The sequence below is a fragment of the Aquabacterium humicola genome, assembly GCF_030167915.1.
Lineage (GTDB): Bacteria > Pseudomonadota > Gammaproteobacteria > Burkholderiales > Burkholderiaceae_C > Pseudaquabacterium > Pseudaquabacterium humicola.
The window spans coordinates 385545-407011 of sequence record NZ_JARGNB010000004.1; the positions used below are offsets into that span (position 1 = coordinate 385545).

20 protein-coding genes are annotated in these 21467 nt (G+C 70.0%); 5 read left to right on the forward strand and 15 right to left on the reverse strand.

Translation table 11 applies throughout. The annotated features are described in order from the left end of the window. The first annotated feature begins 151 nt into the window (after positions 1–151). From P1K89_RS20550 to P1K89_RS20565, 4 genes are all read left to right on the forward strand, one after another. A complete protein-coding gene (locus tag P1K89_RS20550; protein ID WP_284618372.1) occupies positions 152–1798 on the forward strand; it encodes a gamma-glutamyltransferase family protein in 1647 nt (548 codons plus the stop codon). 20 nt (positions 1799–1818) lie between these two features. Further along, a complete protein-coding gene (locus P1K89_RS20555; protein ID WP_284618523.1) occupies positions 1819–2133 on the forward strand; it encodes a nucleotide pyrophosphohydrolase in 315 nt (104 codons plus the stop codon). A gap of 12 nt (positions 2134–2145) precedes the next feature. Next, positions 2146–2673: a GNAT family N-acetyltransferase gene (locus P1K89_RS20560; protein WP_284618373.1), complete on the forward strand. Its 528-nt coding sequence runs from the start codon at positions 2146–2148 to the stop codon at positions 2671–2673. A 151-nt stretch (positions 2674–2824) separates the two neighbouring features. After that, entirely contained in the window at positions 2825–4789 is a 1965-nt protein-coding gene (locus P1K89_RS20565) for a PAS domain-containing protein (RefSeq protein WP_284618374.1), read from the forward strand. A gap of 194 nt (positions 4790–4983) precedes the next feature. Here P1K89_RS20565 and P1K89_RS20570 read toward each other — a convergent pair whose 3' ends face one another. From P1K89_RS20570 to P1K89_RS20605, 8 genes are all read right to left on the reverse strand, one after another. After that, entirely contained in the window at positions 4984–6534 is a 1551-nt protein-coding gene (locus P1K89_RS20570) for a methyl-accepting chemotaxis protein (protein WP_284618375.1), read from the reverse strand. A 114-nt stretch (positions 6535–6648) separates the two neighbouring features. Then, positions 6649–8274: a methyl-accepting chemotaxis protein gene (locus tag P1K89_RS20575; protein WP_284618376.1), complete on the reverse strand. Its 1626-nt coding sequence runs from the start codon at positions 8272–8274 to the stop codon at positions 6649–6651. 118 nt (positions 8275–8392) lie between these two features. After that, the gene (locus P1K89_RS20580) at positions 8393–8851 is read right to left on the reverse strand and encodes a universal stress protein (RefSeq protein WP_284618377.1); all 459 of its coding nucleotides are present in this window, start codon (positions 8849–8851) and stop codon (positions 8393–8395) included. 15 nt (positions 8852–8866) lie between these two features. Beyond that, a complete protein-coding gene (locus tag P1K89_RS20585) occupies positions 8867–9601 on the reverse strand; it encodes an amino acid ABC transporter ATP-binding protein (protein WP_284618378.1) in 735 nt (244 codons plus the stop codon). A gap of 14 nt (positions 9602–9615) precedes the next feature. Beyond that, entirely contained in the window at positions 9616–10281 is a 666-nt protein-coding gene (locus tag P1K89_RS20590; RefSeq protein ID WP_284618379.1) for an amino acid ABC transporter permease, read from the reverse strand. A gap of 1 nt (position 10282) precedes the next feature. Then, the gene (locus tag P1K89_RS20595; RefSeq protein WP_284618524.1) at positions 10283–10969 is read right to left on the reverse strand and encodes an amino acid ABC transporter permease; all 687 of its coding nucleotides are present in this window, start codon (positions 10967–10969) and stop codon (positions 10283–10285) included. A gap of 234 nt (positions 10970–11203) precedes the next feature. Beyond that, positions 11204–12103 (reverse strand): amino acid ABC transporter substrate-binding protein, encoded by a 900-nt coding sequence (locus P1K89_RS20600; RefSeq protein ID WP_284618380.1) that lies wholly within the window; start codon positions 12101–12103, stop codon positions 11204–11206. Positions 12104–12213: 110 nt separating this feature from the next. Next, positions 12214–13122, reverse strand: a complete 909-nt coding sequence (locus tag P1K89_RS20605) for an amino acid ABC transporter substrate-binding protein (RefSeq protein WP_284618381.1) — start codon at positions 13120–13122, stop codon at positions 12214–12216. 267 nt (positions 13123–13389) lie between these two features. Here P1K89_RS20605 and P1K89_RS20610 point away from each other — a divergent pair, with 267 nt between their 5' ends. Continuing rightward, entirely contained in the window at positions 13390–13983 is a 594-nt protein-coding gene (locus P1K89_RS20610; RefSeq protein ID WP_284618382.1) for a thymidine kinase, read from the forward strand. A gap of 1 nt (position 13984) precedes the next feature. Here the strand turns inward: P1K89_RS20610 and P1K89_RS20615 are convergent, their stop codons facing one another. Genes P1K89_RS20615 through P1K89_RS20645 form a run of 7 tightly spaced genes read right to left on the reverse strand, consistent with a single transcriptional unit; the run spans position 13985 to position 21453 of the window. Beyond that, on the reverse strand, positions 13985–14452 hold the full coding sequence (locus tag P1K89_RS20615) for a nuclear transport factor 2 family protein (RefSeq protein ID WP_284618383.1): 468 nt from the start codon (positions 14450–14452) through the stop codon (positions 13985–13987). Beyond that, on the reverse strand, positions 14449–14841 hold the full coding sequence (locus tag P1K89_RS20620; protein ID WP_284618384.1) for a RidA family protein: 393 nt from the start codon (positions 14839–14841) through the stop codon (positions 14449–14451). Before P1K89_RS20620 ends, P1K89_RS20615 begins: the two co-directional genes overlap by 4 nt. Next, positions 14838–16475, reverse strand: coding sequence for an AMP-binding protein (locus P1K89_RS20625; protein WP_284618385.1), 1638 nt, complete (start codon positions 16473–16475; stop codon positions 14838–14840). Before P1K89_RS20625 ends, P1K89_RS20620 begins: the two co-directional genes overlap by 4 nt. Continuing rightward, a complete protein-coding gene (locus P1K89_RS20630) occupies positions 16472–17638 on the reverse strand; it encodes an acyl-CoA dehydrogenase family protein (protein WP_284618386.1) in 1167 nt (388 codons plus the stop codon). The genes P1K89_RS20625 and P1K89_RS20630 overlap by 4 nt, the downstream gene beginning before the upstream one ends. Before the next feature lies 1 nt (position 17639). Continuing rightward, positions 17640–18500: an enoyl-CoA hydratase family protein gene (locus P1K89_RS20635; RefSeq protein ID WP_284618387.1), complete on the reverse strand. Its 861-nt coding sequence runs from the start codon at positions 18498–18500 to the stop codon at positions 17640–17642. A gap of 8 nt (positions 18501–18508) precedes the next feature. Next, positions 18509–19069: a MarR family winged helix-turn-helix transcriptional regulator gene (locus P1K89_RS20640; protein WP_284618388.1), complete on the reverse strand. Its 561-nt coding sequence runs from the start codon at positions 19067–19069 to the stop codon at positions 18509–18511. After that, the gene (locus tag P1K89_RS20645) at positions 19069–21453 is read right to left on the reverse strand and encodes a bifunctional salicylyl-CoA 5-hydroxylase/oxidoreductase (protein WP_284618389.1); all 2385 of its coding nucleotides are present in this window, start codon (positions 21451–21453) and stop codon (positions 19069–19071) included. The genes P1K89_RS20640 and P1K89_RS20645 overlap by 1 nt, the downstream gene beginning before the upstream one ends. Positions 21454–21467 lie beyond the last annotated feature (14 nt).

Below are 21467 nucleotides of genomic sequence, written 5' to 3' on the forward strand. Positions count from 1 at the left end.
CGGGCCGCAACCGGGAACCTTACGCGCGCACCGGGCGCCCGGATGCGTCGAGGTCCGCCGCCCAGCCGGCATCGCCGCCGGCGCCGACTGCGGTCTTGCAGCGGACCCGCGGCGTACCATGCGCGCGAGCTGATTCCGGAGCTTCGCGACGATGAGCGCCTCGCCTTCATCCCCTTCATCGATCCCCTTCGACTGGCGTGCCGGCTACCCGTCCGTGCGCCAGCCGGTCTTCGCGCGCAACGCCGTCGCCACCTCGCACCCGCTCGCCGCGCAGGCCGGCCTGCGCATGCTGGCCGCCGGCGGCAATGCGGTCGATGCGGCGATCGCCACCGCGGCGGTGATGACCTTGGTAGAGCCCTGCAGCAACGGCCTCGGCTCCGACGCCTTCTGCATCCTGTGGGACGGCCAGCAGCTGCACGGGCTGAATGCCTCGGGCACGGCGCCGGCGGGCTGGTCGCCCGCGTACTTCCGCGGCAAATACGGCGCCGATGCGAAGACGCCGCCGGCGCGCGGCTGGGACGCGGTGACGGTGCCGGGCGCGGTGGCCGCCTGGGTGACCTTGAGCGAACGCTTCGGCAAGCTGCCGTTCGCCGACCTGCTGGCGCCGGCGATCGAGGTCGCCGAGCGGGGTTACGCGGTGCCGGTGATCGTGCAGCAGAAATGGGCGCTGGCGACGCCGGTGCTGTGCGGCTTCCCGGGCTTCGCCGAGACCTTCCTGCCGCATGGCCGCGCGCCGGACGTGGGCGAGCGCTTCACGATGCCGGGCGCGGCGCGCGCGCTGAAGGCCATCGCCGCAACCCGCGGCGAGGCCTTCTACCGCGGCGAGATCGCCGCCGCCGCGGCCGCGCATGCGAAGCAACACGGCGGTGTGATGACGGCCGCCGACTTCGCGAGTTATCGGCCCGAGTGGGTCGGCACGATCTCGGCCGAGTACCGCGGCCACCGGCTGCACGAGATCCCGCCGAACGGCCAGGGCATCGCGGCGCTGATCGCGCTGTCGCTGCTGCGGCGCTTCGACCTCGCCTCGATGGACCCGGACGGCCCGCAGGCGCAGCACCTGCAGATCGAGGCGATGAAGCTGGCGTTCGCCGACACCTACCGCTACGTGTCCGATCCGTCGTCGATGGACGTCACCCCCTTGCAGCTGCTCGACGAGGCCTACCTCGCCGAACGCGCGAAGCTGATCGACCCGTCGCGCGCGCAGGACTTCGGCGCCGGCAATCCGGTCAAGGGCGGCACGATCTACCTGACCGCGGCGGACGAGCGCGGCATGATGGTCAGCTTCATCCAGAGCAACTACATGGGCTTCGGCTCGGGCGTCGTGGTGCCCGAGTGGGGGCTGTCGCTGCAGAACCGCGGCCACGGCTTCACGCTCGACGAGGGCCATGCGAACGTCGTCGCGCCGGGCAAGCGGCCGTTCCACACCATCATCCCGGCCTTCCTGACGGACGGTGACGGCCAGCCGCGCATGAGCTTCGGCGTGATGGGCGGCAACATGCAGCCGCAGGGCCACCTGCAGACGGTATCGCGCATGCTGGACCACCGCCAGTCGCCGCAGGCGGCCTGCGACGCGCCGCGCTGGCGCTTCAACCAGGGCCTGTCGATCAACGTCGAGGCGACGATGCGGCCGGTCACCATCGAGGCGCTGCGCGCGCGCGGCCACCAGATCGAGTCGATCCACGACAGCTATCAGGACCTCGGCGCCGGCCAGTTCATCTGGCGGCTCGGCGATCCGGCCGTCGAGGGTTATGTCTGCGCCAGCGACCCGCGGCGCGACGGGCTGGTGGCGGGCTGGTGAGCCCGGCGCAGCCCAAGGCGCTGGACGTGGCGGCGCTGCAGCGGCGGCTGCGCGACTTCGCTGCCGAGCGCCGCTGGCAGCATTTCCACACGCCGAAGAACCTGGCCACCGCGCTGGTCGTCGAAGCGGCCGAGCTGGCCGAGCTGTTCCAGTGGCAGACCGCCGAAGAATCGATCGCCGCGGGCGCCGATCCGGTGCAGGCCGAACGCATCGGCGACGAGATCGCCGATGTGCTGCTGTACCTGCTGCAGATCGCCGACCACACCGGCATCGACGTGGCCGCGGCGGTCGAACGCAAGCTGGCGAAGAACGCGCTGAAGCACCCGGCGCCCTGACACCTGCCGACCATGACCGAGATCCCCGAGCTCACCGGCGAACGTGTGCACCTGCGTGCCTTCACCAACGCCGACCTCGACGCCTACGCGGCGATGAGCGCGGATGCCGAGGTGATGCGCTACATCGGCGACGGCCAGCCGGTCGGCCGCGACATCGCCTGGCGCCAGATGGCGGCGTTCCTCGGCCACTGGGCGTTGCGCGGCTACGGCATGTGGGCGGTCGAGGACCGGGCGAGCGGCCGCCTGCTCGGCCGTGCCGGCTTCCTGAACCCCGAGGGCTGGCCGGGGCTGGAGCTGGGCTGGCTGCTGGCGCGCGAGCATTGGGGCCGCGGCCTGGCGCACGAGGCCGCCGCGCTGGCGCTGGGCTGGGGACGGCGGCACATCGACGGCATCGGCGGGCTGATCAGCCTGATCCGGCCCGACAACAGACGGTCGGCCGCGCTCGCCGGCCGGCTCGGCGCGGCGCTGGACGACCAGATCGAGCTGCTCGGCGGCCCGGCGCAGGTCTGGCGCTACCGTGACGGGGCGGTCACCGGCTGAACGCGCTTCGATCCGGCGCAGCGGGCCCGGCCTTCGGCGCGGGCCTTTTGGGGTCGACGGGTCCGGACGGATTTCACCGGGGTCGCTCCGCGTCGGCCCGAGGTTCAACGGCCAACGATAGCGCCGACAATGGCGGCCGCCGATGACTCGCATGGACGCCGCCCCGGTCCCACCCCCTGCCGCGGCCGCCACCGGCGGCCGCGGCGACACGTCGACACTGTTCGACCTGCTGCCGGTCGGCGCCTACCGCTCGACGCCCGAGGGCACGATGCTGCGTGCCAATGCCGCGCTGGTGCGCTTCAACGGCTACTCGACCGAGTTCGAGCTGCTCGCCGCCTGCCGCGACATCGCCGGCGAGTGGTACGTCGACCCGCAGCAGCGCCAGCGATTTGCCGAGCGGCTGGAACGCGATGGCCAGGTCACCGGCTTCGTTTCCGAGGTGTACCGCCACCGCACGCGCGAGCGCGTGTGGGTCAGCGAGAACGCGCACATGGTTCGCGACGCCGACGGCCGGGTGCTGTACTACGAAGGCACGATCGAGGAGATCACCGACCGCGTGCGCGCGCAGGCGGCCCTGCAGCGCAGCGAGGCACACCTGCGGCTGATCACGCAGCATCTGCCGGGCCTCGTCTACCGGGTGCGCACCACGCCGAGCGGCCGCCGCGTGTTCGAGTTCGTCAGCGAAGGCGCGCGCGCGCTGTTCGGCCTGGAGCCGCAGGCCCTGATGGCCGATGCCTCGCTGATCGAGGCCTACCGCCATCCCGACGACCGCGCGCGCATCGCCGAGGCCATCGCCAGCAGCGTGCGCGAGTCGCGGCCGCTGACGATCGAGTTCCGCATCGTCGTGCCGGGGCCCGGCGGGCCGGGCGGCGACGAACCGCAGATCAAGTGGCTGCAGGTGACCTCGGTGCCGGTGGCCTCGGACGACGCCGGCACCGTGCGCATCGGCGTGATGATCGACATCACCCAGTCGCGCCACGCCGAGGCGGCGCTGCGCGAGAGCGAGCAGCGCTGGAAGCTGGCGCTCGAAGCCACCGGCGACGGTGTCTGGGACTGGGACATCGAGAGCGGGGCCGAGGTGTTCTCGCCGCGCTTCGTCGAGATGTACGGCTACACCGCCGCCGAGGTCGCGAACCGGCTCGATTTCTTCGACGAGCGCACCCACCCGGACGACGTGGCGCAGATGCAGCGCGACCGCCAGGCGCACTTCGACGGCCTGACGCCCACCTACGTCAACGAGCACCGCATCCTGTGCAAGGACGGCTCGTGGAAGTGGGTGCTGACGCGCGGCCTGCTGATCCGCCGCACGCCGGACGGCCGGCCGGCACGCATGATCGGCACGCACACCGACATCACCGCGCAGAAGCAGGCCGAGGCGCTGCGCGCCGAACGCGACCGCGCCGAATCGGCCGACCGCGCGAAGACGCAGCTGCTGTCGCGCGTCAGCCATGAGCTGCGCACGCCGCTGAACGCGGTGCTCGGCTTCGGCCAGCTGCTCGAAAGTGATCCCGGCCTCGCCGAGCGCCATCGCGCGTGGACGCGCCAGATCCTGGCCAGCGGCCAGCACCTGCTGGAACTGGTCGACGACGTGCTGGACCTGTCGAGCGCGCAGGCCGGGCAGCTGAACCTGTCGCTCGCCGCGGTGGAGCTGCGCCAGGCGGTGGCCGACTGCTGGACGATGCTGGCGGTGGCCCCGGCGGCGCCGCGGCCGGCCGGGCTGCGCTACATCGACATGGGGCTGGGCGGTGCGCCGCTGTGGGTCCAGGCCGATGCGCGCCGGCTCAAGCAGGTGCTGAGCAACCTGCTGTCGAATGCGGTGAAGTACAACCGGCCGGGCGGCGAGGTGCGCGTGCGCTGCGAGCCGGACGGTGACGGCAGCGTGCTGCTGCAGGTCGAGGACACCGGCAGCGGCATGAGCGCCGAGCAGCTGGCGCGCTTGTTCAACCCCTTCGAGCGCCTGGGCGCGCAGCACGGCAACGTGCAGGGCAGCGGCCTCGGCCTCGCGCTGTCGAAGCAGCTGGTCGAGGCCATGGGCGGGCGCATCGAGGTGCACAGCACGCCCGGCGTCGGCAGCCGCTTCACGGTGCGGCTGAACGCCGCGCCGGCGGCCGTGTGAAACGCGCACGTCGGCGTTCGAAGCGGGGCTTCCCAAGCGGACGCCGCGGAACCGGCTCTGCCGGGCCGCTGGGGTGCCTTGCAGGCCGCGCCGGGCCTTGCGGCCCGACCGCTCGCCAGGCACGGAAGCTTCGCTTCCATGTCCGGGCTCGCCCCCCTTGAGGGGGAAGCGGCGTCAGCCGCTCCGGGGGTGGGTTAGCTGACCCGGAACGAGGCGACGGCGGTCGCCAGCTTCACGGCCTGCTGCTTCAGCGAATCGGCGGCGGCGGCGGACTCTTCCACCAGCGCGGCGTTCTGCTGCGTCATCGCGTCGAGCTGCGTCACGGTGCCGTTGACCTGGCCGATGCCGGTCGACTGCTCGGTGACCGCGGCGCTGATCTCGCCGATGGTGTCGCAGACGCGCTTCACGCTGGCGACGATGTCGGTCATCGTCGAGCCGGCGTCCTGCACCAGGCGCGAGCCGGCATCGACGCGTTCGACCGAGTTGCCGATCAGGCTCTTGATCTCGCGCGCGGCCTCGGCGCTGCGCTGGGCGAGCGAGCGCACCTCGCCGGCGACGACCGCGAAGCCGCGGCCCTGCTCGCCGGCGCGCGCCGCTTCCACCGCGGCGTTCAGCGCGAGGATGTTGGTCTGGAAGGCGATGCCGTCGATGACGCCGATGATGTCGGCGATCTTCTTCGACGCGGCATGGATCTCGTCCATCGTCGCCACCACCTGCGCGACCACCGCGCCGCCGCGTTCGGCGACCTCGGCGGCGGAGCTGGCCAGCTGGTTGGCGGTGGCGGCCGATTCGGCCGAGTGGCGCACGCTGCCGCTCAGCTGCCCGATCGCGCTGGCGGCCTGCTGCAGGTTCGACGCCGTCTGCTCGGTGCGCTGGCTCAGGTCGAGGTTGCCGGAGGCGACCTCGGAGCTGGCGGTCTGGATGCTGTCGGCACTGGTGCGCACGTCGCCGACGATGCGGCGCAGCGATTCGGTCATGCGCTTGAGCGACTGCAGCGTCTGCGCGGCCTCGTCGCTGCCGGCGATTGCGACGTCGCGGGTCAGGTCGCCGTTGGCGATGTGGGTGGCCAGCGCCTGCGCATCGGCCAGCGGCTTGACGATCGAGCGGCTGACGGTCAGTGCCGCCGCGACACCCAGGCTCAGCGCCACCAGCACCAGCACGCCGAGGCCGGCACCGACCTTGGCGATCACGTCGGCGAGCTCGGCCTCGACCTTGGCCAGCGCCACGTCGATGCCCTTGCGGCTGTCGGTGAGCTTGGCTTCGGCGGCGGCATGCGCCTTGGTCACCGGCGCCAGCGCGACGGCGGCTTCCTTGGCGTCGGGGAAGCGGGCGCCGACCAGGTCCTTGTGGAAGGTTTCGTAGGCGGCCTTGTAGGCGGCGGTCAGCTTGCCGATGTCCTCGACCATCGCCAGCGCCTCGGGCGCGCGCACCAGCTTGCGCAAGGACTCGACCGACGCCACGGCATCGGCAACCGCCTGGTCCCAGGCCTTCTTGTGAGTGGCGATCGTCTCGTTGTCGAGGTTGTTCGCGACCATCGTCTGCTCGGCGACGCGCGCGCGCAGCAGCGCGACGTTCAAGGTCTCGGCCTGCGTGCGGATCGGCTGCAGGCGGCCGAGCACGACGTCCAGGCTCTGGCGCGCGCCGTAGACCCCGAAGGCACCCGCGGCCGCGACGGCGACCAGGAGCACGAGCAGCAGCCCGAAGGCGGCAAAGAGGCGGTTGCGGATCGACAGACGGCTGAGCATGGGGCACCTCGCTACTTCAAGGGCGGGTTACTACGAGTTTCAAGGGCCGATCCTCGCGCGCCCTCGGCCGGGGCAATCGATGGAGAAGCCGACCGGAGCCGGCTTTGTTCCGATTCAAGCCACCCGGAAAGCCGAGACCGCGGCGGCCAGCTGGTCGGCCTGCTGCTTCAGCGATTCGGCGGCGGCGGCGGACTGCTCGACCAGCGCCGCGTTCTGCTGCGTCGCCTGGTCCAGGTGGTTGACCGTGCCGTTGACCTGGCCGATGCCGGTCGACTGCTCGGTGACCGCGGCGCTGATCTCGCCGATGGTGTCGCAGACGCGCTTCACGCTGGCGACGATGTCGGTCATCGTCGAGCCGGCGTCCTGCACCAGGCGCGAGCCGGCATCGACGCGTTCGACCGAGTTGCCGATCAGGCGCTTGATCTCGCGCGCGGCCTCGGCGCTGCGCTGGGCGAGCGAGCGCACCTCGCCGGCGACGACCGCGAAGCCGCGGCCCTGCTCGCCGGCGCGCGCCGCTTCCACCGCGGCGTTCAGCGCGAGGATGTTGGTCTGGAAGGCGATGCCGTCGATGACGCCGATGATGTCGGCGATCTTCTTCGACGCGACATGGATCTCGTCCATCGTCGAGACCACCTGGGCGACCACCGCGCCGCCGCGTTCCGCGACCTCGGCGGCGGACGTGGCCAGCTGGTTCGCGCTGGCGGCCGATTCGGCGGAGTGGCGCACGTTGCTGCTGAGCTGGTCGATCGCGCTGGCCGCCTGCTGCAGGTTGGACGCGGTGGCTTCGGTGCGCTGGCTCAGGTCGGCATTGCCGGTGGCGACTTCGGCGCTGGCGGTCTGGATGCTGTCGGCGCTGGAGCGCACCTGGCCGACGGTGCGACGCAGCCGGCCGACCATGCCCTGCATCGCACCGAACAGGCGCGACAGCTCGGCGCTGCGGGCCTGCGGCGTGTTCACCGTCAGGTCGCCCTCGGCCACCTGCTCGAGCACCTGCACCGCCTGGCCGAGCGGCCGGCTGACGACGCGGCGCACCACGACGGCCAGCACGATCGCCACGGCGGCGAAGCCCGCGCAGACCAGCACGGCCAGCACCAGCGAGCCGCCGGCAATGCTCTTGTCGACCTCGTCGACCGGCACCACCACCTCGACGATGCCGCGCACGTCCCCTTCCTTCCAGTCCTTCTTCGGCGACTGCGGATGGCTGTTGTGGCAGGCGACGCAGCCGGCCTTCATCACGTCGGCGACGGCGTAGCGCACCGACAGGCGGCCGCCGACGTCCTCGACGCGGTGCAGCGAGGCCTTGGGGTCGCGCGCGAAGGCGGCGAGCGCCTCGGTCTGGAAGGCATCGAGCTTCGTGGTCTTCGGGTCGGCGGCGCGGTGCGGGAACGGGTACTGCGACAGCAGGCGCACGTCGGTGCCGGGATACTGCTTTGCGATGCTCTCGCCGAGCGCCTTCACCAGCGTGGCCGGCAGCGGCAGCGTATTGTCCTTGGCGTTGAAGTCGTAGCCCAGCTCCATGCCGGACTTCTTCGCGCGCGGCGCGATCTCCGCGGTGTAGAAGCTGCGCAGCGTGACGATCTGGTTGGCGACCGCCCGCCCGGTGGCGAGGCCGGCCTGCTGCACCGTGTGCTGGCGCTGCTGCGCGACGACGGCGAGCACCGCGGCGACGACCACCAGGCTGGCGGCCAGCACCGGGATCAGAAGCTTCAGGGACAGGCGTCCCGGGCCCGAGAACTGCATGGGCGACTCCGTACTGCAATGTACGGAATCGTCGACGGTCCGGGCGGGCCATGGTGCCCGCATAAGCGGCACACCGGCCCGCCAGTTCCGGCTCAAGCTCGGCCGGGGGGCGTTCTCGTCAGGCCACCTGGCCGGCGCGCAGCACCAGCACCGAGCAGCTCACCTTGCGTGCCACGCTGTAGGTGGTGCCGCCGAAGAGCGTGCGCGTCAGGCTGGTCTTGCCGTGCGAGCCGAGCACGACCAGATCGGCCCGCCAGGTGTGCGCCGCGGCCAGGATCACGTCGACCGGCTTGCCGAGCTCGAGCACGGTCTGCACGTCCTGCCAACCCGTGCGGTGCGCGGCGGCCAGCGTGAGCAGCTGGCGCTGCACGTCGCCGGCCTGCGCGCTGACGACCTGGCCGCGCAGGTCGGCATAGTCGCTCAGGTCCTCCGCGGCGTCGGCCGCGTGCACCAGCACCAGCGTGGCCGTCGGGTCGGCGAAGCGCGCGTGCGCCAGCTGCAGCGCGGACAGCGAATCGGCCGAGAAGTCGATGCCGACCAGCACGCGCTGGAAGGTGTTCGGGGCACCGTTGCTCATGGCCGGCTCCTTGAATCAGTGCTGCAGGATCTTGGACAGGAAATCCTTGGCGCGCGGCGAACGGGCGTCGGGGTTGCCGAAGAACTCCTCCTTGCGGCAGTCCTCGACGATCTTGCCGGCGTCCATGAAGATCACCCGGTGGCTGACCTTCCTCGCGAAGCCCATCTCGTGCGTGACGCACATCATCGTCATGCCTTCATGGGCCAGCTGCACCATCACGTCCAGCACCTCGCCGACCATCTCGGGGTCGAGCGCCGAGGTCGGCTCGTCGAACAGCATCACGATCGGGTCCATCGACAGCGCGCGGGCGATCGCCACGCGCTGCTGCTGGCCGCCGGAGAGCTGGCCCGGGAACTTGTCCTTGTGGGCCATCAGGCCGACGCGGTCGAGCATCTTCAGCCCGCGCGTCTTGGCTTCGTCGAGGCTGCGGTTGAGCACCTTGACCTGCGCGATCGTCAGGTTCTCGGTCACCGACAGGTGCGGGAACAGCTCGAAGTTCTGGAACACCATGCCCACGCGCGAGCGCAGCTTAGGCAGGTCGGTCTTCGGGTCGGAGATCGAGATGCCGTCGACGACGATGTCGCCCTTCTGGAACGGCTCCAGCGCGTTGACGGTCTTGACCAGCGTGGACTTGCCCGAGCCCGACGGGCCGCAGACGACGACGACGTCGCCCTTCTGGATGCTGGTCGTGCAGTCGGTCAGCACCTGGAAGCTGCCGTACCACTTGCTGACGTTCTTGATGTCGATCATGGCGGGTCTCTCGCTTATCGAATGATCTGGATCTTCTTCTGCAGCTTGCGCACCAGCGACGAGAGGGCGAAGCAGATCACGAAGTAGACGACGGCGGCGGTCAGGTAGGTCTCGACCGGGCGGTTGAAGTTCTTGCCGGCGACCTCGAAGCCCTTCAGCAGGTCATAGGCGCCGATCGCGTAGACCAGCGAGGTGTCCTGGAACAGGATGATGGTCTGCGTCAGCAGCACCGGCAGCATGTTGCGGAAGGCCTGCGGCAGCACGATCAGCTGCATGCACTGCGCGTAGGTCATGCCCACCGCGTAGCCGGCGAAGACCTGCCCGCGCGGCACGCTCTGGATGCCCGCGCGCATGATCTCGGAGTAGTACGCGGCCTCGAAGACGGTGAAGGTGATGATCGCCGACAGCTCGGCGCCCATCGGCCGGCCGATCAGCAGCGGGATCAGCAGGAAGAACCACAGGATCACCATTACCAGCGGGATCGAGCGCAGCGTATTGACGTAGGTCGTCGCCGGCCACACCAGCCACGGCTTGCCCGACAGCCGCATCAGCGCCAGGATGGTGCCGAGCGCGATGCCGCCGATCATCGCGATCAGCGTCAGCTGCACCGAGAAGATCAGGCCCTTGAGGACGAAGCTGGAGACGACGCCCCAGCTCAGGAAGGCAAAGTCCAGATTCATGTCACTTGCCTCCGATCATGCCGGGCAGCCGAACGCGTTGTTCGATGAAGGCCGCCACGCGGTTGACCGAGAAGGCCGAGATGAAATACAGCAGCGTCACCGCCAGGTAGATCTCGATGCCGCGCGAGGTTTCCTCCTGCGCCTGCATCGCGAACATCGTCAGTTCGGCGATCGACACCGCGAAGGCCACCGACGAGTTCTTGATGATGTTCATCGACTCCGAGGTCAGCGGCGGGATGACGATGCGGAAGGCCATCGGCAGCAGCACGTAGCGGTAGGTCTGCGGCAACGTGAAACCCATCGCCAGGCCCGCATAGCGCTGGCCCTTGGGCAGCGCGAGGATGCCGGCCTTGACCTGCTCGGAAATGCGCGCCGACGTGAAGAAGCCCAGCCCCAGCACGACGAGGAAGAAGCTCGGCACCTCCTTCAGCGGCGGGATCAGCGCCGGGATCACGTGGTACCAGAGGAAGATCTGCACCAGCAGCGGGATGTTGCGGAACAGCTCGGTCCAGCTCGCGCCCAGCGCCACCAGCCACTTGTTCGGCGTCGTGCGCAGGATGCCCATTACCGAGCCGACCACCAGCGCGACGATCAGCGCCAGCGCGGCCACCGACATCGTCCAGCCCCAGGCCGACAGCATCCAGCTCAGGTAGGTGATGTCGCCACCCGAGCCGAGGCAGCCTGCCATCTGCTCGCCCGTTGCGGTGTTCTTGCAGAACACCTGCCATTCCCATGCGCTCAAGGGAGCCTCCAGCCGTGCTTGTTCTGTTTGTCGCCGTGGCGCGCGGATGTCGCGCGCGGCGGCGTGTCGGGCGGCCCGACAAACGAACGAGCGCGGGGCGTCTCGCCGCCGCGCTCGCGTTCAGGGTATGCAAGCCCCGGGCCGGGCGCCTCGGGACTATCGCTTAAGCCCGCCGACTTCTTACTTCTTCGCGTAGTCTTCCATCGGCTTGTCGTTGGGGTTCGCCCACGCCGCCTTGGTGTTCTCGTTCACCACCATGCCGACCTTGGTGTTCGCCGGCGGGATCGGCTGCATGAACCACTTGTCCCACAGCTTGGCGATGTCGCCCGACTTCATCATGCCCTTGATGCTGTCGTCGACCGCCTTCTTGAAGTTGGGGTCGTCCTTGCGCATCATGATCGCGATCGGCTCGACCGACAGCACCTCGCCGACGATCTTGAAGTCGGCCGGGTTCTTGGCCTTGGCGATGTTGCCGGCCAGGATGGCGCCGTCCATCACGAAGGCGTCGGCGCGGCCCGATTCCAGCAGCAGGAAGCTGTCGGCGTGGTCCTTGCCGAAGACTTCCTCGAAGTTCACGTTGGCGGCGCGCTCATGCTTGCGCAGCGTCTGCACCGAGGTGGTGCCGGTGGTCGTCGCGACCTTCTTGCCAGCGAGCTGGCCAATGCCGGTGATGCCCGAATTGGCCTTCACCGCGATGCGCACTTCCTCGACGAAGGTGGTGACCGCGAAGGCGACGTCCTTCTGGCGCGTGGCGTTGTTGGTGGTCGAGCCGCACTCGATGTCGACGGTGCCGTTCTGCACCAGCGGGATGCGGTTCTGCGAGGTGACCGGCTGGTACTTGATGTCCAGCTTGGCCAGGCCCAGCTGCTTCTGGATGTCGGCCAGCACGCGCTGGCAGATCTCGACGTGGTAGCCGACGTACTTGCCGTCGCCCAGCGTGTAGGACAGCGCGCCGGAGGATTCGCGCACGCCCATCGTCACCGCGCCGCTGTCCTTGATCTTCTTGAGCGTGTCGTTGGCCTGGGCGTGGGCCATGCCGGCGGCGGCCAGGGCGGCCAGGACGAACATCGACTTCTTCATGCGTGCTCCTACAGAGGTGTTGTCGTGGATTCGACAGGGAGGAAACGAAATTCTAGGCAGCGCCGGCTACGTGGTTCCACGTAGCTGCGGCCGGGAATCCGGATGAACCACTAATTCGGGACCTGGTCGGTGGGGTACTTCCAGAAGTCCTTGAGCAGGTAGTTCATCGGCAGGTTGAGGGCGGTGTTCTTCGGCGGGATCGGCTGCGCGAACCAGCGCTCGTAGCTCTTGTAGGCTTCGCGTGAGTTGATCAGCCGCTTCATCTCCTCGTCGACCAGCTTCTTGAAGTCCGCGTCGTCCTTGCTGAACATGATCGCCAGCGGCTCGATCGTCAGGAACTTGCCGACCACCTTGAGCTTGGCCGGGTCGGGCCGCCCGGCGATCAGGCCGTACAGCAGCACGTCGTCCATCGCGAAGCCGTCGGCCTCGCCCTTCTCGACCATCTCGACCGCCTTCGCATGGTCGGGCGCCTCGAGGATGTTGATGCGCAGCAGCTGGTCGCGGTTGGCGGTCTCGATGGCCTTCAGCGGCGTCGTGCCCTTGGTGGACACCAGCTTCTTGCCCTCGAACTGCGCCAGCACCGTGATCGGGCTGTCGGCCCGGACCATGTAGCGCGCGCCGGTGATGTAGTGCGGCACGGTGAAGGCCACCTGCTTGCGCCGGTCGGCGTTGTTGGTGGTCGAGCCGCACTCCATGTCGGCCTTGCCCTCGACGATCGCCGGGATGCGGTTCTGCGGCGTGACCATCAGGTACTCGACCTTCAGCGCCGGCAGGTTGAGCTTCTTCTTCACCGCCTCGGCGAGCTTCAGGCACAGGTCGACCGCGTAGCCGACCGGTTTCTTGTCGGCATCGAGGTACGAGAACGGCACCGACGACTCGCGGTGCGCGATGACCAGCGTGCCCTTGGACTTGATGCGGTCGAGCACCGGTCCGGCGTGCACGCCGGCGCTGGCGGCCAGCAGCGCGATGGCGGCCGCGAACGGGGGATTGACGAAGCGGTAACGATCGGTATGTCGCATGCCCCACCGTACCACTTTTCATGCCGCCGGCGGGCACGCACGACCCCTCGCCGCGTGGCGGGGTTGCTGCTGCAGGCACGCGGTGGGGAAGGTCATGGGGCGCGGACTGTACGTGCGGTAACGCGGATGGGCCAATGCTCATTGCGGACTGCGTCATGCAGCAAATGCATTGCCGGATCGGGAAAACCCCAGGCCACGGTCCCGTCCGGTTGACGCTATTCGCGTACGCGGATTGCACCGGGTACCCCAGTAAACTCGCCGCCCCCGATGAGCAAGCTCTACTTCCGCTACGCGGCGATGAACGCCGGCAAGTCCACCGCCTTGCTGCAGGTGGCGCACAACTACGAAGAACGCGGCATGCGCGTGCTGCTGTTCACCGCGGCGCACGATCACCGCGCCGGCCAAGGCGTGATCGCGTCGCGGCTGGGGCTGGCGCGCCAGGCGCACACCTTCGGGCCCGACACCGCGTTCGCGCGCGAACCGCTCGGCCCCGGCCTCGCCTGTTTGCTGATCGACGAGGCGCAGTTCCTGACGCCGCAGCAGGTGCGGCAGCTGCACCGCATGGCGCATGTCGATGACCTGCCGGTGATCTGCTATGGCCTGCGCAGCGACTTCCGCGGCGAGGCTTTCCCGGGTTCGGCGGCGCTGCTGACCCTGGCCGACGACGTCGAGGAGATGAAGTCGATCTGCGCCTGCGCGCGCAAGGCGACGATGAACGTGCGCATCGACGGCGACGGTCGCCGCGTGCAGGAAGGCGAGCAGGTGGTGATCGGCGGCAACGAGCGCTACCGCGCGGTCTGCCCGTCGTGCTTCTACAGCGACGACGGCGGCGCCGACGCGGCGCCGGGGCTGTTCAACTGAGCTACTTCGTCGCCACCGGTGGCGGCGGCGCCAGCCCGGTGATCTGCACCGAGACGATCTTCCACGCGCCGTTCTCGCGCAGGTAGACGTCGATGTAGCGGTAGTGCGACTCGAAGCGCTGGCCGTCGTAAGCCCCGCGCATGCGGGTGGTCGCGGTCAGCAGCGCGGTGTCGCCGTGCAGGTGCACTTCGAGGTCGTCGACGGTGTACGGGTCGAGGGTCAGCTTGGGGTCGAGCAGGCCGTCGATGAACTCGGCGCGGGTCGAGCGATCGCCGCGGCGGCCGATCTGGAAGAAGGCCGGGTGCAGGTTGGATTCGATCGCCGCGCGGTCCTTGCGCACGATGGCCTTGTCCCAGGCATCGGCCTGCGCGATCAGCTGGGCCTTGACGGCCGCGCGGTCCGGGGCCGGCGTCGAGGCGCAGCCGGCGGCGACCGCCGCGGCGGCCAGTGCCGCGACCGCGCCCCTCATGCCGGAATCACCGCGGTGCACTCGATCTCGACCTTCGCGCGGTCCTCGATCAGCGCCTTGACCTCGACCGCGGTCATCGCGATCGAGTAGCTGCCGATCAGCTCGCGGAACGCGGCGCCGATCTCGCGGCCCTGCTCGATGTACTCGCGCTTGTCGGTCACGTACCAGGTCATGCGCACGATGTGCTCGGGCTTCGCGCCGCCCTCGGCCAGCACCTCGACGACGTTCTGCAGCGCCAGCCGCGCCTGGTCGGCGAGGCGGTCGCTCGGGAAGCGGCCCTCGGCATCCCAGCCGATCATGCCGGCGACGAAGACCATCTGGCCCGTGGCGAGCACGCCGTTCGCGTAACCCTTGGGGCGCGGCCAGGCGGGCGGTTGCAGTGTCTTCATGCGGAGGCCTTCAGTTTGAAGCGTTGCAGTTTGCCGGTTTCGGTGCGCGGCAGCGCGGGGAAGAACTCGATCGCGCGTGGGTACTTGTAGGGCGCGATCGACTGCTTGACGAAGTCCTGCAGCGCACGCACCAGCGCCGGGCCGGGGTCGTGGCCGGCGCGCAGCACGACGAAGGCCTTGACGATCTGGCCGCGCTCGTCGTCGGGTACGCCGACCACCGCGCACTCGGCGACCGCCGGATGCTGCAGCAGCGCTTCCTCGACCTCGGGCGCGCCGATGTTGTAGCCGGCCGAGATGATCATGTCGTCGGTGCGGCTGCAGTAGTGGAACCAGCCGTCCTCATCCATGCGGTAGGCGTCGCCGGTGATGTTCCAGCCGCCTTGCACATAACGCGCCTGGCGCTCGTCCGCGAGGTAGCGGCAGCCGGTCGGACCCTTCACCGCGAGGCGGCCGATCTGCCCCGGCGGCAGCGGCCGGCCGTCGTCGTCGAGCACGCAGGCGACGTAGCCCGGCACCGCCTTGCCGGTCGCGCCGGGGCGGGCTTGCGACTCGTCGTGCGAGATGAAGATGTGCAGCATCTCGGTGGCGCCGATGCCATCGATCAGCTCAAGGCCGGTGTGCTGCTTCCACAGCGCCCGCGTCGCCGCCGGCAGCGCCTCGCCGGCCGAGACGCCCTTGCGCAGCGAGCCGCCCAGCGGCGCGCTGATGCGGCGCTGGCCGGCCTCGACCGCCAGCGCGCGGTAGCTGGTCGGCGCGGTGAAGAGCACCGTGGCCCGGAACTGCGCGATGGCCTCCAGCAGCAGCGGCGGCGAGGCTTTCTCCAGCAGCACGGTCGACGCGCCGACGCTCATCGGGAACAGCAGCAGGCCGCCGAGGCCGAAGGTGAAGGCCAGCGGCGGGCTGCCGATGAAGACGTCGTCGGCATCGGCCTTCAGCACGTGCTTCGGCCAGCAGAGGTTGGCGGCGATCACGTCGCGGTGGAAATGCATCGTGCCCTTGGGCACGCCGGTGGTCCCCGAGGTGAACGCGATCAGGCAGGTGTCGTCGGCGGCGGTGCGCACGTCGTCGAACTGCGCCGGCTGGCGCGCCATCGCCGCTTCGAGGCTGGTCGAAAGGTCGCTGTCGGGCGCCGTGTTGAAGTGGCGGATCGTGCGCAGCACCGGGCACTGGCTCGCGGCGGTCGCCAGCTCATCGGCCAGCGCGTTATCGCACAGCGCGTGCGTGACCTGGGCCTTGTGAATGATCTGGCCGAGCTCCTTCGCGCGCAGCAGCGGCATCGTCGCCACCGCGATGCCGCCGGCCTTGACCACCGCGAACCAGCAGGCCGCCATCATCGGATTGTTGGGCGCGCGCAGCAGCACGCGGTTGCCCGGCACCAGGCCCATGTCGCGCACCAGCACGTTCGCGATGCGGTTGGCCTTGTCCTGCAGATCGGCGTAGGTCCAGCGCAGCCCGCCCGGGGCCTGGATGCACAGGCGCGCGCCCTCGCCCGCGGCGATGCGCTTGTCCAGCAGCTCGGTCGCGCAGTTCATCTGCGCGGGGAACTGCAGCTCGGGCAGCTGAAACAGGTACTCGGGCTGCTGCGCGGCCGGCGGCAGGCGGTCGCGGGCAAAGGTGTCGACATGGGCGCTCATTTCCCGACCTCCTTCAGCAGCTCGCGCGCGATGATCAGCTGCTGCACTTCGCTCGCGCCTTCGTAGATGCGCAGCGCGCGGATCTCGCGGTACAGGCTCTCGACCGGCTGGCCGCTGACGACGCCCAGGCCGCCCCACAGCTGCAGCGCGGCGTCGATGACCTGCTGCGCGCCTTCGGTGGCGGCGAGCTTGGCCATCGCCGCTTCGCGCGTGACGTTGCGGCCCTGGTCGCGCGCCCAGGCGGCGCGGAAGGTCAAGAGCGCCGCCGAGTCGATGGTCAGCGCCATCTGCGCGAGCTTGGCCTGCGTCAGCTGGAAGTCGGCGAGCGTCTGGCCGAATATCTTGCGGCTCGTCGCCCGCTGCAGGCCTTCGGCCAGCGCGCGGCGCGCGAAGCCCAGCGCCGCCGCGGCCACCGAGGTGCGGAAGACATCGAGCGTGCGCATCGCGACCTTGAAGCCCTCGCCGGCAGCGCCGATGCGGTTCGCGGCCGGGATGCGGCAGCCCGTGAAACGCAGGCGCGCCAGCGGATGCGGCGCGATCAGGTGGATGCGCTCGGCGATCTCGAATCCGGGCGTGCCGGCTTCGACGATGAAGGCCGAGATGCCGCGCGAGCCCGGCGCTTCGCCGGTGCGCGCGAAGACGACGTAGAGGTCGGCGATGCCGCCGTTGGAGATCCAGGTCTTCTCGCCGTCGAGCACGTAGTGGTCACCGTCGGCGCGCGCGGCGCAGGCCATCGCGGCGACGTCGGACCCGGCTTCCGGCTCGGACAGCGCGAAGGCGGAAATCGCGTCGCCGCGCGCGACCTTCGGCAGCCACGCCGCGCGCTGCGCCGCCGTGCCGGCCAGGCTGATCGCGCCGGAGCCCAGGCCCTGCATCGCGAACGCGAAGTCCGCGAGGCCCGCATGGCGCGCCAGCGTCTCGCGGATCAGGCAGATCGCACGGGTGTCGATCTGCTCGTTCGCGCCGCCGTGCGCGGTGCCGGCGACCGCATGGCGCAGCCAGCCGGCGTCGCCGAGGGCCTTGACGAGGCCGCGGCATTCGGCGTCGACGTCATTGCCGTGCTGATGTGCAATGTGAGCGTCCGCCCAGGCATCGAGCTGTTCGGCCAGTTCGCGGTGGCGGGGCTCGAAGAACGGCCAGTGGAGGTGATCGTGGTGACCCATTTCAGTTCCCCTCGAACACCGGCCGGCGCTTGGCGACGAAGGCCTCGTAGGCGCGCTTGAAGTCGTTGGTCAGCATGCAGATCGCCTGCGCCTGCGCTTCGGCCTCGATCGCCTGGTCGACCGTCATGCTCCACTCCTGGTGCAGCATGGTCTTGGTGATGCCGTTGGCGAAGGCCGGGCCGGCGGCGATCTCGGCGGCGAGCGCCTGCGCGTCGGCGAGCACCGCGTCGGGCGCGCTCAGGCGGTTGAAGAAGCCCCACGCGGCCCCTTCGTCGCCGGTCATCGAGCGGCCCAGGTACAGCAGCTCGCTGGCGCGGCCCTGGCCGATGATGCGCGGCAGCATCGCGCAGGCCCCCATGTCGCAGCCGGCGAGGCCGACGCGGTTGAACAGGAACGCGGTCTTCGAGCGCGCGGTGCCCAGGCGCAGGTCCGAGGCCATCGCCAGGATCGCGCCGGCGCCGGCGCAGACGCCGTCGATCGCCGCGACGATCGGCTGCGGGCAGGCGCGCATCGCGCGCACCACGTCGCCCGTCATGCGGGTGAACATCAGGAGTTCGGGCGCTTCCAGGCGCACCAGCGGGCCGATGATCTCGTGCACGTCGCCGCCGGAGCAGAAGTTGCCGCCGGCGCCGGTGAGCACGACCGCGTCGATGTCGTCGGCGTACTTCAGCGCACCGAACAGTTCGCGCAGCTCGGCGTACGAATCGAAGGTCAGCGGGTTCTTGCGCTCGGGGCGGGCCAAGGTGATGGTCGCGACGCGGCCATCGGCCTGCCAGAGGAAATGACGCGCATCGTACGCGGCCATGGAGCGCCGGTTGCCGGCGGCCAGCGCGGGGTCGACGCGGGGAAGGGAGTCGCTCATCGGATGGCTCATCGGTTTGGCGGATCGGAGGGTCTGGCGGCAGCGTCGGCAGCTGCCGCGGTGTCGTTCGAGGCCTGGCGCTCGGCGATCGTCAGGCGCAGGGTGCCCAGCAGCGCATGCAGGGTCTTGCGGTCGGCGGCCTTCAGGCCGCTCATCAGCTCGACGATCCAGCTTTCGTGCTCGGCCGCCATCTGCTCGAAGCGCGCGCGGCCGTCGGCGGTGAGCTTCAGCACCGAGGCCCGCCGGTCTTCGGGCGCCGGCTCGCGCTGCACCAGGCCTTCCTTCTCGAGCTCGTCGGTGAGCCCGGTGATGTTGCCGCCGGTCACCATCAGGTAGCGCGACAGCGCGTTCATGCGCAGCCCTTCCGGGTGCCGCTGAAGCTGCGCGAGGTAGTCGAAGCGCGACAGCGTGATGCCGAAGCGCGCGCGCAGCCGCTTGCGGATCTCTGTCTCGATCTGCGTGCTGCAGGCGAGCAGCCGCAGCCAGAGCTTCAACGCGGCATGGTCGTCGGCGCCGGCACGCGCTTCGAGGCCGATGCGGTGCTCGTCGAGCGGGGGATTGCGGCTCATCAGACCCCCAGCGCCTGGTTGGCTTGTTCGAGCGGGCTCAAGCCGGCCGCGGCGGCGGCCTGCGCGCGTTCACGCTCCAGGTTGCGTTCGAGCTGCGACTTGCCGGCCAGGTACTGCTTCGGCCACGGCATGTCGGTGTAGCCGAGCTTGGCGGCCTCCATCAGCGCCCAGGCGGGGTTCGCGAGGTGCGGGCGGGCGATCGCGCAGAGGTCGGCGCGGCCGGCGGCGATGATGGAGTTCGCATGGTCCGCCTCGGTGATGCCGCCGACGGCGATCGTCGCAATGCCGGCCTCGTTGCGGATGCGGTCGGCGAACGGCGTCTGCCACATGCGGCCGAAGGTCGGCTGCTCCGCCTTGCTGACCTGGCCGGCCGAGCAGTCGATCAGGTCGGCGCCCGCGGCCTTGAAGGCGCGCGCGATCTCGACCGCGTCGTCGGGTGTGATGCCGCCGTCGACCCAGTCGTGCGCCGAGATGCGCACCGACATCGGCAGGTGCTGCGGCCAGGCCGCGCGCACCGCGGCGAAGACTTCGAGCGGGTAGCGCAGCCGGTTCTGCAGCGAGCCGCCGTAGGCGTCGTCGCGCCGGTTGGTCAGTGGCGAGATGAAGGACGACAGCAGGTAGCCGTGCGCGCAGTGCAGCTCCAGCCAGTCGAAGCCCGCTTCGGCGGCGCGCCGCGTCGCGGCGACGAACTGATCGCGCACCTGGTCCATCTCGGCGCGTGTCATCGCCCGCGACCACTGGCTGATGCCATCGAGGTACTGCTGCGGCGAGGCCGAGACCAGCGGCCAGTTCGCATGCGGGCCATCGGCCGGCAGCGGCAGGTCGATGCCGTCCCACATCGCGCGGGTCGAGCCCTTGGCGCCGGAATGGCCGAGCTGCATGCCGATCCTGGTGTCCCCTTGCGCATGCACGAAGCGCACGATGCGCGCCCAGGCATCGCGCTGCGCGTCGTTCCACAGCCCCGGGCACCACGGCGTGATGCGGGCCTCGGGCGACGGGCAGGTCATCTCGGCCATCACCAGCGCGGCGCCGCCCATCGCGCGTGCACCCAGGTGCACCAGGTGGTGATCGCCGGGAATGCCGTCCTCGGCCGAGTACTGGGCCATCGGCGAGACCAGGATGCGGTTCTTCAGCGTCACCGAGCGCGCCTGGAACGGCGTGAACATCGGCGGCACCGGCGCGCGTTTCGCCGGCTGTGCCGACGCGGGCAGACCGGCGCGCTCGCCGATCCAGCGCTCGAAATCCTCGACGTAGGCGCGGTCGCGCAGGCGCAGGTTCTCGTGGCTGATGCGCTGGCTGCGCGTCAGCAGCGAGTAGGCGAACTGCTCGGGCGGCAGCGTCGCGTAGCGCGACACGTTCTCGAACCACTCGGTCGAGTTGCGCGCGGCGTTCTGGATCTTCAGCACCTCGATGCTGCGCGTGGCTTCGTACTGCTGCAGCGCGCCCGGCAGGTCGCCGGGATGCGCAGCGATGTCGCGGTCGAGCGCGATCGCGTCCTCCAGCGCCAGCTTGGTGCCCGAGCCGATCGAGAAATGCGCGGTGTGCGCGGCGTCGCCCATCAGCACCACGGGCGTCTCGCCGCGCGGACCGCCGTGGTGCACCCAGGTTCTGCAGACGACGCGCGGGAAGCGGATCCACTGCGCCGAGCCGCGCAGGTGCGCCGCGTTGGACATCAGCTTCGCGCCGCCGAGCACGCCTTCGAACATCCGCTCGCAAAAGGCGATCGCCTCGTCCTTGTCCATGGCCTCGAGCCCGGCGGCGCGCCAGGTGTCTTCCGGCGTCTCGACGATGAAGGTCGAGGTGTCTTCGTCGAAGCGGTAGGCGTGGGCCTGGAACCAGCCGTGCGGCGTGCGCTGGAAGTCGAAGGTGAAGGCGTCGAAGCGCTTGTGCGTGCCGAGCCAGACGAAGCGGTTGGCGCGCAGGTCGATGTCGGGCTTGTAGACGTGGGCGTACTTCTGTCGCACGCGGCTGTTCAGGCCGTCGCAGGCGATGATGAGGTCGGCGTCGATGGCCTCGTCGTCCGGGGCCTCGGTGCCGAAGCGCAGCTCGACGCCGAGCGCGCGGCAGCGGTCCTGCAGGATCTGCAGCAGGCGCATGCGGCCGATGCCGCAGAAGCCGTGGCCGCCGGAGACGATGCGCCGGCCCTCGAAGTGCACGGCGATGTCGTCCCAGTGGTTGAACGCATCGAGGATCTGCTGCGCGGTCTCGGCGTCGGCCTGCTGCAGCGCGCCCAGCGTCTGGTCGGAGAAGACGACGCCCCAGCCGAAGGTCGAGTCGGCCTGGTTGCGCTCGATCACCGTCACCTGGTGCGACGGGTCGCGCTTCTTCATCAGCAGCGCGAAGTACAGACCGGCCGGACCGGCGCCGAGACAGGTGATGCGCATTGCAGCTCGCTCCA